The organism is Mycobacterium sp. (genome assembly GCF_049608025.1).
GTDB lineage: Bacteria > Actinomycetota > Actinomycetes > Mycobacteriales > Mycobacteriaceae > Mycobacterium.
The window spans coordinates 1-14,924 of sequence record NZ_JBMYXC010000018.1 but is presented as its reverse complement, the minus strand read 5'-3'; the positions used below and the strand labels follow the sequence as shown (position 1 = coordinate 14,924).

13 protein-coding genes and 1 pseudogene are annotated in these 14,924 nt (G+C 64.3%); 4 read left to right on the top strand and 10 right to left on the bottom strand.

Annotation, left to right across the window (positions count from 1 at the left end; genetic code table 11):
• The first annotated feature begins 10 nt into the window (after positions 1-10).
• On the top strand, positions 11-1,294 hold the full coding sequence (locus ACPGXI_RS08655) for an HNH endonuclease signature motif containing protein (RefSeq protein WP_526651842.1): 1,284 nt from the start codon (positions 11-13) through the stop codon (positions 1,292-1,294).
• On the opposite strand, the gene ACPGXI_RS08650 is transcribed toward ACPGXI_RS08655, so the two are convergent.
• From ACPGXI_RS08650 to hsaA, 6 genes are all read right to left on the bottom strand, one after another.
• Entirely contained in the window at positions 1,275-3,194 is a 1,920-nt protein-coding gene (locus ACPGXI_RS08650; protein WP_526651922.1) for an acetoacetate--CoA ligase, read from the bottom strand. The genes ACPGXI_RS08655 and ACPGXI_RS08650 overlap by 20 nt on opposite strands.
• A gap of 114 nt (positions 3,195-3,308) precedes the next feature.
• Positions 3,309-4,163, bottom strand: coding sequence for an SDR family oxidoreductase (locus ACPGXI_RS08645; RefSeq protein ID WP_526651840.1), 855 nt, complete (start codon positions 4,161-4,163; stop codon positions 3,309-3,311).
• Between the two features lie 30 nt (positions 4,164-4,193).
• On the bottom strand, positions 4,194-4,769 hold the full coding sequence (gene hsaB / locus ACPGXI_RS08640) for a 3-hydroxy-9,10-secoandrosta-1,3,5(10)-triene-9,17-dione monooxygenase reductase subunit (RefSeq protein ID WP_526651838.1): 576 nt from the start codon (positions 4,767-4,769) through the stop codon (positions 4,194-4,196).
• A 21-nt stretch (positions 4,770-4,790) separates the two neighbouring features.
• A complete protein-coding gene (gene hsaC, locus ACPGXI_RS08635) occupies positions 4,791-5,705 on the bottom strand; it encodes an iron-dependent extradiol dioxygenase HsaC (RefSeq protein ID WP_526651836.1) in 915 nt (304 codons plus the stop codon).
• A complete protein-coding gene (gene hsaD / locus ACPGXI_RS08630) occupies positions 5,702-6,604 on the bottom strand; it encodes a 4,5:9,10-diseco-3-hydroxy-5,9,17-trioxoandrosta-1(10),2-diene-4-oate hydrolase (RefSeq protein ID WP_526651834.1) in 903 nt (300 codons plus the stop codon). The genes hsaC and hsaD overlap by 4 nt, the downstream gene beginning before the upstream one ends.
• Positions 6,605-6,616: 12 nt before the next feature.
• Positions 6,617-7,801 (bottom strand): 3-hydroxy-9,10-secoandrosta-1,3,5(10)-triene-9,17-dione monooxygenase oxygenase subunit, encoded by a 1,185-nt coding sequence (gene hsaA / locus ACPGXI_RS08625; protein ID WP_526651832.1) that lies wholly within the window; start codon positions 7,799-7,801, stop codon positions 6,617-6,619.
• A 233-nt stretch (positions 7,802-8,034) separates the two neighbouring features.
• Here hsaA and ACPGXI_RS08620 point away from each other — a divergent pair, with 233 nt between their 5' ends.
• Entirely contained in the window at positions 8,035-9,102 is a 1,068-nt protein-coding gene (locus tag ACPGXI_RS08620) for a 2Fe-2S iron-sulfur cluster-binding protein (RefSeq protein ID WP_526651830.1), read from the top strand.
• 42 nt (positions 9,103-9,144) lie between these two features.
• Here the strand turns inward: ACPGXI_RS08620 and ACPGXI_RS08615 are convergent, their stop codons facing one another.
• Positions 9,145-11,298 (bottom strand): acyl-CoA dehydrogenase family protein, encoded by a 2,154-nt coding sequence (locus tag ACPGXI_RS08615; protein WP_526651828.1) that lies wholly within the window; start codon positions 11,296-11,298, stop codon positions 9,145-9,147.
• Positions 11,299-11,593: 295 nt separating this feature from the next.
• Between ACPGXI_RS08615 and kstR the strand changes: the two genes are divergently transcribed.
• Entirely contained in the window at positions 11,594-12,202 is a 609-nt protein-coding gene (gene kstR / locus ACPGXI_RS08610) for a cholesterol catabolism transcriptional regulator KstR (RefSeq protein WP_526651826.1), read from the top strand.
• Positions 12,203-12,240: 38 nt separating this feature from the next.
• Positions 12,241-13,002 (top strand): trehalose-phosphatase, encoded by a 762-nt coding sequence (gene otsB / locus ACPGXI_RS08605; RefSeq protein ID WP_526651824.1) that lies wholly within the window; start codon positions 12,241-12,243, stop codon positions 13,000-13,002.
• A 93-nt stretch (positions 13,003-13,095) separates the two neighbouring features.
• On the opposite strand, the gene ACPGXI_RS08600 is transcribed toward otsB, so the two are convergent.
• From ACPGXI_RS08600 to ACPGXI_RS08590, 3 genes and pseudogenes are all read right to left on the bottom strand, one after another.
• Positions 13,096-13,980 carry a metal ABC transporter permease gene (locus tag ACPGXI_RS08600; RefSeq protein WP_526651822.1) on the bottom strand — a complete coding sequence of 295 codons (885 nt, stop codon included), beginning with the start codon at positions 13,978-13,980 and terminating at the stop codon, positions 13,096-13,098.
• Positions 13,980-14,762, bottom strand: a complete 783-nt coding sequence (locus ACPGXI_RS08595) for a metal ABC transporter ATP-binding protein (RefSeq protein WP_526651820.1) — start codon at positions 14,760-14,762, stop codon at positions 13,980-13,982. Before ACPGXI_RS08595 ends, ACPGXI_RS08600 begins: the two co-directional genes overlap by 1 nt.
• A pseudogene (locus ACPGXI_RS08590) lies at positions 14,749-14,924 on the bottom strand (metal ABC transporter solute-binding protein, Zn/Mn family); the annotation flags it as partial. The pseudogene ACPGXI_RS08590 and the gene ACPGXI_RS08595, both read right to left, overlap by 14 nt.

Here is a 14,924-nt window from a genome sequence, read left to right as displayed (position 1 = left end):
CGTCGGGTTCATGTTCGAAAGTTTGTGCGATTTTGATTCGGAGTCGAGCGAGGCGCAGTTGCGGGCCCGGGTCCAGGAGTTGGAACGGGTGAAGTCGGCTGCAGCAGCAGCCCAGGTACGGGCTACCGCGTTGTGGGCCGCCAAGCGCCGCGCCGCTGAGGCGGCTGCCGGGGTACCTGCAGCAAAACAGGGCCGTGGCCTGGCCGGCGAGGTCGCGTTGGCGCGCCGCGACGCCCCGGTGCGCGGCGGGCGGCATCTGGGTTTCGCCAAGGCACTGTTCAACGAGATGCCCCACACCCTGGCAGCGTTGTCGTCTGGCCATCTCTCGGAGTGGCGGGCCACCCTGATCGTGCGGGAGTCAGCCTGTCTATCGGTTCAGCACCGACGGGAGTTGGATGCGCGACTGTGCGCCGATGCCGACAGGCTCAACGGGTGGAGTGATCGGCGGGTGGCCGCCGAGGCCAAGAAGATCGCCTGCGAGCTTGACGTCGCCGCGGTGGTGGACCGGTGTGCCAAAGCCGCCCAGGATCGGTGTGTGACGATCCGCCCGGCCCCCGACACCATGACCTATGTGACCGCCCTGCTGCCAGTGGCACAGGGTGTCGGGGTGTACGCGGCATTGACTAAGGCCGCGAATACCACCTTCGACGACCGCTCACGTGGGCAGGTCATGGCCGACACCCTCTATGAGCAGGTCACCGGCCGCTCAGTCGCCGAACCGGCATCGGTGACGTTGAACCTGGTCATGGCCGACACCACCCTGTTCGGCTGCGACCAAGCGCCGGCCTGGCTGGACGGCTACGGACCTGTGCCCGCGCAGATCGCCTGCATCCTGGCAGGCGACGCCGTCACCGACGAGACGGCCAAAGCCAGCCTGCGCCGGCTGTACCGCCACCCCCGTTCCGGGCAGCTGGTCGCGATGGAGTCGCGTTCGCGGCTGTTCCCGAAGGGGCTGGCGGCGTTCATCGGCATCCGGGATCAGAGTTGCCGCACTCCCTACTGTGACGCCACGATCCGTCATTGCGACCACGCCGTCCCCAAACACCGCGCCGGCCCTACCAGCGCGGCCAACGGCTTGGGACTGTGCGAGGCCTGCAACTACGCCAAAGAAGCCCCCGGTTGGTCAGTGAACACCGAAGAGACCAACGGCGAACATGCCGCGGAGTTCACCACCCCGACCGGCGCGACCTACCACTCCACCGCGCCACCGCTACCCGGACCACCGCTACGACGGAGAATGAGCCTCGTCGAAGGCGGACTCAGCATCGACCTCGTCACCTTCGACGCTGCGTGACGTACCAGTCGAGCAGTGCGGGGTCATCGACTGCGCTACGCTCGACGACCTTGGCCGGGTCCCCGCCCTGGAACAACTTCTTGATCGGTACCTCAAGCTTCTTGCCGGTACGGGTATGCGGAATTCCTGGGGCAAGGGTGATTTCGTCGGGGACGTGACGCGGGGAGACGTCGGTGCGGATGGTGTCGTTGATTCGGTCGCGCAACTCGTCGGTGAGTTCGCTACCTTCGGCGAGGACTACGAACAGCGGCATCCAATAGCCGCCGTCGGGTTGCTCAGCTCCGATCACCAACGCCTCGACGATCTCTGGCAGCCTCTCGACCGCCTGGTAGATGTCGGCGCTGCCCATCCGGATACCGTGGCGGTTCAGCGTCGAGTCCGACCGCCCGTGCACGATGACGCTGTGGTGATCGGTGATGGTGATCCAGTCACCATGGCGCCATACACCGGGATACACCCCGAAGTATGCGTCCCGGTAGCGCTTTCCGTCCGGATCGTTCCAGAAGCACACCGGCATAGACGGCATGGGCTTGGTGACGACGAGTTCGCCCACTTCGCCGCGCACAGGCTTGCCGTCCTGGTCCCACGCATCCAGCGCCACCCCGAGAAACGGCGCCGACAACTCGCCCGGCCAGACCGGCACCGTGCGAACACCGCCGACGAACGCCGACACCACGTCGGTGCCTCCGCTGATCGAGGCCACCTGCACATGCTTACCGGCGTTGTCCCGCAGCCAAAGTGAAGACGCGGGCGGCAGGGAGGACCCGGTGATCCCGACAGTCCGCAGCCCAGAAAGATCGTAACTCTGCCTCGGCCGCGCATCCGCCTTCATGCAGCCAAGAACATAGCCGGGACTGGTGCCGAGCACGGTCGCTCGCACCCGGGCAGCTATCTCCCACAGTGCATCTGGGCGGCCGGCCGACGGACTTCCGTCGTAGCAGACGATCGTGGCTCCGACGAGCAGTCCCGCCACCTGGAAGTTCCACATCATCCAGCTGGGGCTGGTGAACCAGAAGAAGGTGTCGCCGCGTCCGATGTCAGACTGCAGAGCGACGGCTTTGAGATGCTCCACAACAACCCCGCCGTGACCATGCACGATGCCCTTCGGGAGCCCAGTAGTGCCGGAGGAGAACAGGATCGACAGTGGGTGATCGAATGGGACAGCGACCGCATCTAGGTCGCGATCGCTACGCGCCGCGAGGTCTTCGGCGAAAAACGTAGCCCGCAGCGTCGGCAGGCCCGCACGAAGCGCAGCGACATCGTCGCGCTTGTCCCGGTACTTCCCGGCAAAGGTATATCCATCAGCGGTCACCAGCGTCTTGGGCTCGAGTTGTCCGAGCCGATCCAGCGCCGCCTTCGCCGAGTAGTCCTGGCCACAGACGCTCCACACCGCACCAACCGCTGCGGTGGCCAGAAACGCGATCACTGCCTCAGGGATATTCGGGAGATAACCGACGACGCGGTCGCCCGGACCGACTCCTGCCGCACGCAGGGTGTCGGCGAACGCCGCGGTACGCCCCAACAGCTCACCCCAGGACACTTCGCGGTCCGGCCCATCCTCACTGACCTGGACAATCGCCGGTCGGTCGGTGCGGGTATTCCGCGCAACCTGGTCGACGTAGTTCAGCGTGGTTCCCGGAAACCAGCGCGCCCCCGGCATCTCGCTGCTCTGCAGCACCGTCCGCCCGCGCTCACCAACCTCGAAATAGTCCCACAGCAAGGCCCAGAAACTCTCAATCTCGTCAACCGACCATTGCCACAGTGCTTCGTAGTCCGGAAAAGCTGCACCCGTGTGCTTTTCGGCGAATCGCGCGAAGTGGGTGACCCGCGCGTCAGCGATGTCCCGCTGAGTCGGAACCCACTGTGGTTCATCTGTCGTGGCTTTCACCGAGCACTCCATCCGCCGTCCATCGTGTACGTAGCTCCAGACACCATTCCAGCAGACGCTGAGGGAAGCGAGCACGGCAATTGCCACACCGCTTCCTACGCGGGATGGCGATCACCGCCTCCGCTGTCATCGTCGACGCGCGAACCTGGCGAACCGCCAAAAATAGCGGGGAAGGCTCAAGATCGACGGCCCTTTCGGCCAAGCGTCGGGACGAAAATAGGCGTCAGAACCACCGTCGATGAAAATGACGCTGCCACAAAGGAAGTCAGCGGCGTCCGACAACATGAAAAGAATCCAGTCGGCGATCTGGCCCGCATCCCCGAAACCCCCGATAGGAACCGGGAACGCCCTTACCGCTTTGGATTGCCCTGGCGCAGCCAATTGCTCTTCCAACAGGGGAGTCAGAATGGCACCGGGCGCCAGTACGTTCAGCCGGATACCGGCGCCAGCCCAGTCGGCGCTCACGGCATGCCGCCGCACCCACCTGGACACCGCGATCTTGGAAGCAGCGTAGGCCAGCGAGGACGCGCCCGGACCGAAGGGACGCACGGCGCGCAGGGCCTTGTCTGGACGGCCCGCCAGCAGGGCACGCACCGCGCGCCGGGGCACCGCAGGGGTCGTTGTGGTCGAATTGCTGCCTACCACAACGACCTTGGCCTTGCCCGCGGCCAGCACCGGTTGCCAGGCGGTCAACAGTTCGACGACTCCAGCGAAGTTGACCTGATAGATCAACGCGGCCCGGTCGGCGCCGGGCAATGGCCCCAGACCCGCTGCGAGGACGGCTCCGTCCAGGCAACCACCCTCAACGGCCGCCAAGACGCCCTGGGCGGCAGTCACTCGCCCTTGCGGTGTTGACAGATCGGCAATCACCTCAGCGTCCCGCAGGTCCACCCCGATAACCGACTGTCCGGCGGCCCGAAGACGGTCCGCAGCCTGGCATCCCATGCCAGATGCTGATCCGGTGACTACGTAGGTGCCCACTCGCTTCTACCTTTCGACAGCCAAACCGCGCTATAACCAGGTGTCGTCCGTCGTGGCGGTTAGGAAGGCCTCAAGATCATCGCGCCAATCCGCCGGCGTGGTCTTGTCGGGCTCGATACCGGTGTACTGCCCTTGATAGAACAGCAGCGGTCTCGGCTTCTTACGCGGAACGTCGGAGAGCGATTGCACTGCGCCGAAGACCACGAGGTGGTCCCCACCATCGTAGACAGATTGCACAGTGCAGTCGATGTGCGCCAATGTGCCCTCGATGATCGGCGATCCCAGTTTCGAAGGTATCCAATCAATTCCGGCGAACTTATCGGGCTCCCGGGAGCCGAAGCGCGCCGATACATCTTTCTGGTTCTCGTGCAGGATGTTGACGCAGAAGTTACCGCTGGCTTCGATCGCCTGCCAGGACCGGGAAACCTTCGTCGGACAGAAAAGCACCAGCGGTGGATCCAGCGACAACGCGGCAAAGGACTGGCAGGCGAAGCCGACCGGGGTGTCGTTGTGCACGGTGCTGATGATCGTGATTCCGGTACAAAACTGACCCAACACATTTCGAAATGTGCGCGGGTCGATCGGAGGATTGCTCACTGGCTTCATGTTTCCTCGCGCAAGCGCTCGTCAGTCCTTGAAGCCGACGCTGAAGTCGTGGCCCCAAAGAGAGACAGCGGTACTCTCCCGCGCCACCCAGCTGTCGTCCTCGACTTCGAGTCCTTCGCAACCGAATTCGATGTCGAAGCCACCTGGTGTCTTCATGTAGAAGGACAGCATCTTGTCGTTGACATGGCGGCCGAGTGTCGCCGACATCTTCACTTTGCGGCGCAACGCCCGGTCCAGGCACAAGCCGACATCGTCGGCGCTTTCTACCTCCATCATGAGATGCACTATGCCGCTTGGCGTATCACCCGGCATAAAGGCGAGGCTGTGATGGCGAGGATTCACACCGAAGAACCGCAACCACACGGGAGGGCCATCGGCGGGCCGGCCCACCAGCTGCGGTGGCAGACGCATCGAATCACGCAGACTGAAACCGAGCACATCGCGGTAGAAGTGCAGCGATTCCGCGTCGTCCCGAGTGGTCAGAACGACGTGCCCCAGACCCTGCTCCTCGGTGACAAACTTGTGCCCGTAGGGGCTCACCACCCGCCGGTGTTGAAGAGCGACGCCATGGAAGACTTCCAGGGTGTTGCCGGAGGGGTCGGAGAAGGTGATCATCTCGTCGACCCTGCGGTCAGCCAGTGCGGCGGCGGTGGCTTCTTTGTACGGAGTGCCTTCGACCTCGAGACGGTTACGAATATTCTGCAGGCCAGCTGCATTCGCGGTTTCCCAACCGGACTCCATCAACCGGTCCCGCTCGCCGGGCACAATCACCAGGCGGGCCGGGAACTCGTCCATCCGCAGATAGAGAGCGCCATCCGGACTTGCCCCGGCTACCCCGGACCCTTCGACCATCCCGAGCACCTTGAGCCCGTACTCGCGCCAGGCTCCGATGTCGGTCGTCTCGACACGCAGATATCCCAGCGATCGGATGGTCACGACTGCGCCCCCTTGCCATTCTTCAGGAAGTCCACGGTCAGCTTGTTGAACTCTTCGAACTTCTCCAACTGCGCCCAATGACCGCACTGCCCGAAGACATGCAGTTGCATACGCGGTATCTGCTTGATAGCCACCAGGGCACCGTCGAGAGGATTGACTCGGTCCTCACGGCCCCAGATCAGCAGCACCGGCTGGCGTAGCTTATAGACGTCGCGCCACATCATTCCCAACTCGAAATCGGCGCCGACGAAAGACTTGCCCATCGCTTTCGTGGCCGCCAGCGACTCCGGGGTACTCGCGATCTGGAACCGTTCCTCGACGAGTTCGGGCGTGATCAGCTTCTGGTCGAAGACCATGATGCGCAGGAACTTCTCGATGTTCTCGCGTGTCGGGTCCGCGGCGAATCGACCCAGCAGCTTGACGCCTTCGGTGGGATCGGGGGCAAAGAGGTTGACGCTCAAACCGCCCGGGCCCATCAATACCAGTCGGCCAGCCCGCTTGGGATTGTCCAGGGCGAACCGCACCGCGGTACCGCCGCCGAGCGAGTTACCCACCAGTGCAGCACGTTCGAGGCCCAGATGGTCAAAGAGATTCAGCAGCGCTGTGGAACTGTAGCGGTTGTACTGCTCGTGTTCGGTGTGCTTATCGGAGTGACCGTAGCCGGGCTGGTCAACGGCCAGTACGTGGAAGTGCTTGGCCAGCACCGGAATATTACGGCCGAAGTTGGACCAGCTGGATGCGCCCGGACCTCCGCCGTGCAGCAACACCACGGTCTGATCGTTTCCGACACCGGCCTCGTGGTAGTGCAGCCGCATATCATCACGGACCTGCGCGTACCGGGACGTCGACTCGAAGGTGACAGCTTGCTGTTGGGCGGCTTCGGCTGCGAAGGATGTCATCAGGCCAGCCAATCAAACCATCGTGTCCTGCGGCGGCAGTCCGAACTCGTTGTTGCCGAAGATCAGGTATGCCCGCTCCGGCTCGTTCGCCGCGTGCACCCGACCGGCGTGTGCGTCCCGCCAGAACCGCTGCACAGGTTGTTCGACACCCAGCGCAGTAGCGCCGGATGCCTCGAACAACAGGTCGATCGAGGAGATGGCCCGGGCCGTGGCCCGCACCTGGTCACGGCGAGCACGGGCGCGCAGCTCGAAAGGGATCTCCTGATCGGTCCTGAGCAACTCGTACTCGTCGCGAACATTCCCGATGAGCTGTCGCCAGCCGGCATCGATGTCACTGGCAGCCTGGGCAATCCGCACCTTGGCGAATGGGTCATCCTTGGACTTTTCGCCGGCGAAGGCGGCACGCACCCGCTTGCCCTGGTGCTCGACATGGGCGTCATAGGCGCCGTAGGCCATTCCCATGATGGGGGCCGAGATAGTGGTGGGATGCATTGTGCCCCAAGGCATTTTGTACACCGGTGCGGTGTTGTTCTCCAACCCACCCGCCGTGCGGTCATTCATCGCCTTGTACGACAGGAAACGGTGTCGGGGTACGAACACGTCCTTGACGACGACGTTGTTGCTGCCCGTTCCCTTCAACCCCACCACGTGCCAGACATCGTCGATGCGATATTCGTCGCGCGGGATCAGAAAGCTGCCGAAATCGACGGGCCTGCCGTCCTTGATCACCGGCCCACCGAGGAATGCCCACGTCGCATGGTCGCAACCCGACGACCACTGCCAGGCGCCGCTGACCAGGTAGCCGCCGTCGACCACGGTGCCTGCACCCATGGGTGCATAAGAGGACGACACCCGAACGGTCGGGTCCATTCCCCACACCTCGTCCTGCGCCTGCTGGTCGAACAGGGCCAGGTGCCAGTTGTGCACGCCGATGATCGACGACACCCACCCGGTGGACCCGCACGCGCTGGCGATCCGGCGAACGGCTTCGTAGAAGACGGTGGGGTCGCACTGCAGTCCGCCCCACTGCTCGGGTTGGAGCAGTTTGAAGAAGCCGACTTCGTCGAGTTCGCTCACGGTGTCATCGGGCAGGCGCCGTAGTTCTTCGGCGACCTGCGCGCGCTTGGCGATCCGCGGCAGCAGATCATCGACGCCGGTGAGGACCGACTGCACGTCAAGCTGTTGAATGGACGTCACGGGTTTGCCTCCTGGAGACTAGGACCAGGTGATGAGCGCTTGGGCGAGGAGCAGACCAATGACGATGAGCTCTCGCACGAAGATCAGATCACTGTACAAAGATTAGAACACGTTACGATTTGTGTCGAGTAGCGCATTGCTGTGGCCTCTGGACCAGCGCACATGCATTTCTGTAACCTGTTCTAGTTATTGACAGTTATTGCTCCGGGGGCGGGGCGAAGGGAGGCCATCCAGTGCCGGACGAGCCACTCGGTAGCCACGTACTCGAGCTTGAAGTGGTCGGCGTCATCGACGAGACCTCCGATGCGCGCTCGCTGGTGTTCCGAGCGTCCGACGGCCGGGCAGACCAAGCGATTCCCCCGGAGAAGCTCCGCTACGCCCCGGGCCAGTTCTTGACGCTGCGCGTGCCCAGCGATCGAACGGGATCGGTGGCTCGTTGCTACTCGCTGTGCAGTTCGCCGTTCACCGGCGACCCGTTGACCGTCACGGTCAAGCGCACCGTCGACGGCTACGCGTCGAACTGGCTCTGCGACAACGCCCATCCCGGCATGAAGTTGCACGTGCTGGCACCGTCGGGCACGTTCGTCCCCAAAACGCTGGACACCGATTTTCTACTGCTGGCCGCCGGCAGTGGGATCACCCCGATGATGGCGATCCTGAAGTCCGCCCTCTCAGAGGGCAGCGGCAAAGTGGCGCTGATCTATGCCAATCGCGACGAGAACTCGATCATCTTCGCCGCAGCACTGCGAGAGTTGGCGGCCCAACACCCCGACCGCCTCACTGCCCTGCACTGGCTGGAGTCGGTGCAGGGTCTACCCAGTGCGACCGCACTCTCAGAGATGATCGGCCCGTACGCCACGCGGGAGACGTTCATCTGCGGTCCCGGGCCGTTCATGGCGGCCGCCGAGCAAGCTCTGAAGTCGTCAGGGACTCCCGCAGACCGAGTGCACATCGAGGTGTTCAAATCCCTGGAGTCCGACCCCTTCGCCACTGTGGTGATCGAAGAGGACAACAGCGACGAGGGCCCGGCCACGGCGATCGTGACGCTTGACGGTGACACCCACGAGGTGTCCTGGCCGCGCACCGCGAAACTGCTTGACGTGCTGCTCGCCAAGGGCCTGGAAGCACCGTTCTCCTGCCGCGAAGGCCACTGCGGTGCATGTGCGGTCGTGGCCAAGGCCGGCGACGTCGAAATGGAAGTCAACGACGTGCTCGAACAACAGGATCTCGACGAAGGACTGATCCTTGCCTGCCAGGCGCACCCGCGCTCCGAATCGGTCGAAATCACCTACGACGAGTAAGTCCCCTCCGACGGTTGACGTCCCTGACGAGGAGTGCGTCACTCAGCGCGGCAGACCCAGCAACCGCTCCCCCGCCATGGTGAGCAGGATCTGTTCGGTGCCACCGGCGATCGTGAGGCAGCGGGTGTTGAGGAAATCGTGGACCTCTGGATTCTCGACTGCACCCGACCCCTCCGACAGCTCCATCCGGAATTCGGCGAGAGCCTGGCGATAGCGCACGCCGATGAGTTTGCGCGCGCTGGCCTGCGCGCCCGGGTCCTGTCCGCCCACAGCAAGTTGGGCGATGCGCTGGTCCAGCAGCGACCCGACCTGCGCGGTGACGATCAACCCGCCGAGCTGATCCAGTTGCGCAGCATCGATTTCGAGCCCTCCTACGGCGCGCAACACCTTTTCCATCGGGTTGCCGAGTGCAGTGCCCTGAGCCATCGCGACACGCTCGTTAGCCAGCGTGGTTCGCGCCAACCGCCAGCCGTCGTTGACTTGACCGACCACCATCTCGTCGGGCACGAATACGTCGTCGAAGAACACCTCGTTGAACAGTTCGTCGCCGGTGATCTCACGTAGCGGCCGGATCATGATGCCCGGCGTCTTCATATCGATGAGGAAGTAGGTGATGCCCTTGTGCTTTGGAGCTTCTTGGTCCGTTCTGGCCAGACACACACCCCAATGTGCCTTCTGTGCAGCCGAAGTCCACACCTTCTGTCCGGTGAGGCGCCAACCCCCCTCCGCGCGAACAGCCTTGGTCCTCAGAGCGGCCAGGTCCGACCCCGCACCTGGCTCGCTGAACAGCTGACACCAAGTCAACTCGCCCCGCAACGTCGCAGGGACGAACTGCTCGACCTGCTGCGGGCTGCCGCAGTCGAGGATCGTCGGAACCGTCCACCACCCGATGATCAGGTCGGGACGCACGATCTCGGCGGCCGCCAATTCCTGATCGATCACCAGCTGCTCGGCCGGGCTTGCCGCCCGGCCGTAAGGCCGCGGCCAATGGGGCGCCAAGAGTCCGGTCTCGGCGAACACAACCTGCCGCTCCTCCTCGGGTGCTGCAGCGACTTCAGCCACCGCAGAGGCGATCTCGGGCCGAAGGTCGGCCACCGACGCCAAATCGATGTGCAGATCACGGCGTACACCCTGCTGAGTCAGCGCCGCCACCCGTCGAAGCCAGCGCGACCGACCACCCAGGAACTGCGCGATGCCGTACGCGCGTCGCAGATACAGGTGTGCATCGTGCTCCCAGGTGATTCCGATACCGCCGAGGATCTGGATGCAATCCTTGGCGTTCATCTTGGCGGCCTCGATGCCCACAGACGCCGCCAACGCCGCCGCAATCGCGAGCTGGCCGGCGTCTGATTCGGTATCGGCTGCGTTCGCGGCACGGGCGGCGTCGGCTGCGGCCACCGAAGCCTGCTCGGAGCGCAGCAGCATCTCCGCGCACATGTGCTTGATCGCCTGGAAGCTGCCGATCGGCTTGCCGAATTGCTCACGAACCTTTGCGTACTCGGTCGCGGTCTCGAGAAGCCAGCGTGCAAGGCCGGCCGCCTCGGCGGCCAGCACGGTAACCGCCAGATCGACACCTCGTCCCGCGGACACAGACAATTCCTCGGCAGCCGCGCCGTCGAACAACACCCGCGACAGTGGGCGGGAGAAATCGGTGGCCTCGAGCGGTTGCACCGTCACGCCGTCGGCAGCGCCGTCGACCAGCAGCCAGCGGTCATCCGCGCACAGGAGCAACACTGCGCCGGTTGAATCCTCGCTGCCTCCGAGCACGTAGGGCGCGACGCCCGAGACGCTGCCATCCGAATAGGTGAGCTCGGTTCTCAGCGCGACCCCCGCGGTGCGCTCACCGGCAGCCAAGGCCTCCAGCAGCTTCGGATGCGAACCGTCCAGCACAAGTGTGGCCAGCGCCGTGGTGGCCACCGGACCGGGAACCAACGCAGCGGCCGCTTCTTCGACCATCGCGCAGAGGTCCGGCACGGTGCCGTCGGCCCCGCCATATTCCTCGGGTAGCGCAACGCCGAAGATTCCCAGTTGCGCCAAACCCTCGAACGCCGGCCGCCAGCCGGTGGGATCTCCTCGCTCCATGTATCGCGCGGCGTCGACCGCCATGGACCCGGCGGCCCAGCTACGGACTAATTCGCGCGCGTCGGACTGCTCGTCGGCGATGGCCGCCGAGGCTTTGAGAGATTGAGCCGACACCGGCACTCCTAGCGATTGGGCGAGAAGAAGGTGCTTCCCACTAGAACGTGTTCTAATAGTGCCAGCGTTCGACCGTCAAGTCGACCGCCATCGCAGCAGAACACGCGGGTGTCGGCACGGCACTGAGGTGAGGAAACGGGGATCGGTATGCGTATCGTTTTCGACGAGACCGCACCACGAAGGAGCCGTTCGTCGGATGCCGAGGATTCCTGAGTTGTCATCGGAGATGCCATCATCGCCGGCTCGCGCCTCTGGGTCTGCGGGTTCCGGCTCGCGACCCCGCCAGGTGATGAACGTGGCGGTACTGGCCGAGTCCGAACTGGGTTCTGAAGCGCAGCGCGAGCGTCGGAAGCGCATCCTCGACGCAACCCTGGCGATCGCGTCCAAAGGCGGCTACGAAGCCGTCCAGATGCGGGCCGTGGCAGAGCGCGCCGATGTCGCGGTGGGAACCTTGTACCGGTACTTCCCGTCGAAGGTCCATCTTCTGGTGTCCGCGCTGGGCCGGGAGTTCGAGCGCATCGACGCCAAGACCGACCGTTCGACGTTGTCCGCCGGTGCCACCGCCTACCAGCGACTCAACATGATGGTCGGCAAGCTCAACCGGGCAATGCAACGCAATCCGCTGCTCACTGAGGCCATGACGCGGGCGTTCGTCTTCGCCGACGCGTCGGCGGCCGGCGAGGTCGACCACGTCGGCAAGCTCATGGACTCGATGTTCGCGCGAGCCATGAGCGACGGCGAACCCACCGAGGAGCAATACCACATCGCACGGGTGATCTCCGACGTGTGGTTGTCCAACCTGCTGGCGTGGCTGACGCGGCGCGCCTCGGCCACCGACGTAAGCAAGCGGCTGGATCTGGCGGTGCGGCTGCTCATCGGAGACGGCGACCAGCCGAAGGTCTGACCGGTGGGCAGCAGGGATTCGACTCGGGGATGCGACCGGTGAATTTCGCAGCCGAGTTGGCCACTGCTCTCGAGGTGGCGGCGCGAACTCCGCGTCTGTTGGTCACCTCTGATTTCGACGGAACCCTTGCGCCGATCGTCAACAATCCGGCCGACGCCCGGGCGCTCCCGGAGGCTGGGCAGGCTCTCACCGAACTCGCCGACCTGCCGGCGACGGCAGCCGCGCTGATTTCCGGACGTTCTGTGCGTGATCTGCGCTCGCTGTCGGAAATGCCGCCGACGGTGTGTCTGGTCGGCAGCCACGGCGCCGAGTTCGACTCCGGGTTCTCCAAAGAGATCGACCTGGAGTTGTTGCAGACGATCACCGACACGTTGGCCGCCATCGCCTCCGGCAAGCCGGGCGTGACGATCGAGACGAAGCCGGCCAGCGTCGCCCTGCATGTCCGCAATGCCAGTCCTGTCCACGGCGAGGATGCACTGCGCGAGGCGCGGGCGGCGTCCAACTCGTGGAGTGCGCACGCCACGGAGGGCAAAGCCGTCCTCGAGTTCGCGGTGATCTCGACCGACAAAGGCGAGGCGATCGACATCCTGCGTGAGCGGAATGACGCGACGGCAGTGGTTTTCTTCGGCGACGACGTCACCGACGAGAAGGCTTTCCGACGCCTGCGCATGGCCGACATCGGTGTGAAGGTCGGGCCGGGCGAAACCGCCGCTTCCTACCGCATCGACTCGCCAGAAGACGTGGCCGCGGCGCTGAGTCACCTGCTCAACGTGCGGCGCGGTTGGACGGATCGACGCTAGCCCGCGAAGAGTTGCCAATGGAGTTCACTAAGCGCGCGGATCATTACCCCCAGGGATGCCAGGTTGCGACGAAGGGCGCATGGGCAGAATCGTTCAATCAGCAGTGGACGCCACGGAGTGCGTCACGGACCGCCGACTCGGGCGCGGTACCCGACTGCCTACCCAGACCGCCAACCAGATGCCACACGCGATGGTCACGATCACAAAGCTCGGCGGCAGATTGAACATCGCCGACGTCACGAGGCCGACCCACACCGACACCAACCCGATGGCCGCCGAGACAGCCATCGCGACAACCGGCCGCGCGGTCAGCATCAGCGCCGTCGCGGCGGGCGTGACGACGAGGGCGAACAGCAACAGTGTCCCCACGGCCTGGACAGCCATCGTGACGGTAACTCCGAGTAGAACCACGAATGCGATCGAGAGGCCGCGCACGGGAACGCCTTTGGCCTCGGCGACCTGACTGTTCACCGAAGTGAACAGCAGCGGGCGGTAGATGACCGTGATGCTCGCCGCGAGCACCATCAACAGCGCGAGAAAACCCAGGAGTTGGTCCGGGGTGATCGCGAGGAGATTCCCGAACAAGACATTCGTCAGCGTTGATGAGTTGCGGGTGGCCAGGGAGTTGAAGAACAGACCAAGCCCGGTCGCGAACGCCAGCACGGTGCCCGTCGCGGCGTCGCGATCGGTGGCCCGCTTACCGAGCGCACCGATCACCAGTGCACCGCCGACGCAGAAGACCCCTAAACCCAATGCTGCTGGCAATCCGAGCAATACAGCGCCAGTTGCCCCCGGCAGACCGATGTGCGCCAAGGCGTGGGCGGCAAACGACGAGTTGCGCACGACGATGAAGTACCCCATCAGCCCGGCGGCCAGTGCGACGATCGTCCCCCCCAGCCATGCGTTGCGCATAAACGAGGAGCCCAGAATCTGCATCCAGTTGTCCTGATAACCCATTGCGACGATGCTCGTCGTCATCACGTACTCCGCATGAAGAGATCGCCCTGCAGAGTGTGGGCCACCTTGATCGGCGCACCGTACAGGTGGGTGAGGAGTTCGGAATCCACGACCTCCCCGATCGCGGCGTGATGCGCATGACCGTCCAGAAGGTAGATCACGTCGTCGAGAACGGACAGCAGGGGGTTCAGGTCGTGCGCAACGACGAATACGGCCACGCCCAGTTCCCGATTGAGGCGCGCCAGGAGCGCCACGATTTCATGCTGATTGCGCAGGTCCAGTGAGGCCAATGGCTCGTCGAGGATCAACATCTTCGGTTGCGCCACCAAGGCGCTGGCCAGGGCGATCCGCTGACGTTGCCCTCCGGAGAGTTCCGACAGTCTCCGGTCGGCGAAGTCCGCCGCCTCGACCCAATGCAACGCCTCATCGATTCGCCGACGGTCATCGGCATTGATGCGAGTGAATCCCCAGCGCCGTCCGGTCAGCCCCAGCGAGACGGCGTCCCAGGCTCGGATGGCTTGGTTGGCATCGGTGTCGTAATTCTGTGGCACATAACCGATTTCATCGTTGAGCGCGCCGGGCCGCTCTCCGTAGACCTGCACCGTACCGGTGGAGATCGGCACGAGCCCCAGCATCACCTGCAGCAGGGTGGTCTTCCCGGATCCGTTCGGCCCGATCATTGCCACGAATCGGCTGGCGTCAACGCGTAGGGTCGAATCCGACCAAATCAGTCTGCCGCCTCGGATCACGCTGACATTGTCGAATGTCAGCGCCGGATCGGGCGCCTCCTCATGCGGGGACACCGAGCGCCTCGGCCAGGGAGTCGAGTTGGCCAACCTGCCAGGTCTGGAATGACTGAGCGTTCGGTGGCACCGTCTCAGTGACCCCAACCACCGGAACTCCCGCTTCCTCGGCCGCCGCGCGGATCTTCTGTGGCACAGATCCTTCCGTCTGCGTGTTGTAGA

Bases quoted from the DNA above. Each gene is read 5' to 3' on its own strand.
- ACPGXI_RS08655 (WP_526651842.1), top strand. From the start codon at position 11: ATGTTCGAAAGTTTGTGCGATTTTGATTCGGAGTCGAGCGAGGCGCAG.
- ACPGXI_RS08650 (WP_526651922.1), bottom strand. From the start codon at position 3,194: ATGGAGTGCTCGGTGAAAGCCACGACAGATGAACCACAGTGGGTTCCG.
- ACPGXI_RS08600 (WP_526651822.1), bottom strand. From the start codon at position 13,980: ATGACGACGAGCATCGTCGCAATGGGTTATCAGGACAACTGGATGCAG.
- hsaD (WP_526651834.1), bottom strand. From the start codon at position 6,604: ATGACATCCTTCGCAGCCGAAGCCGCCCAACAGCAAGCTGTCACCTTC.
- hsaB (WP_526651838.1), bottom strand. From the start codon at position 4,769: ATGAAGCCAGTGAGCAATCCTCCGATCGACCCGCGCACATTTCGAAAT.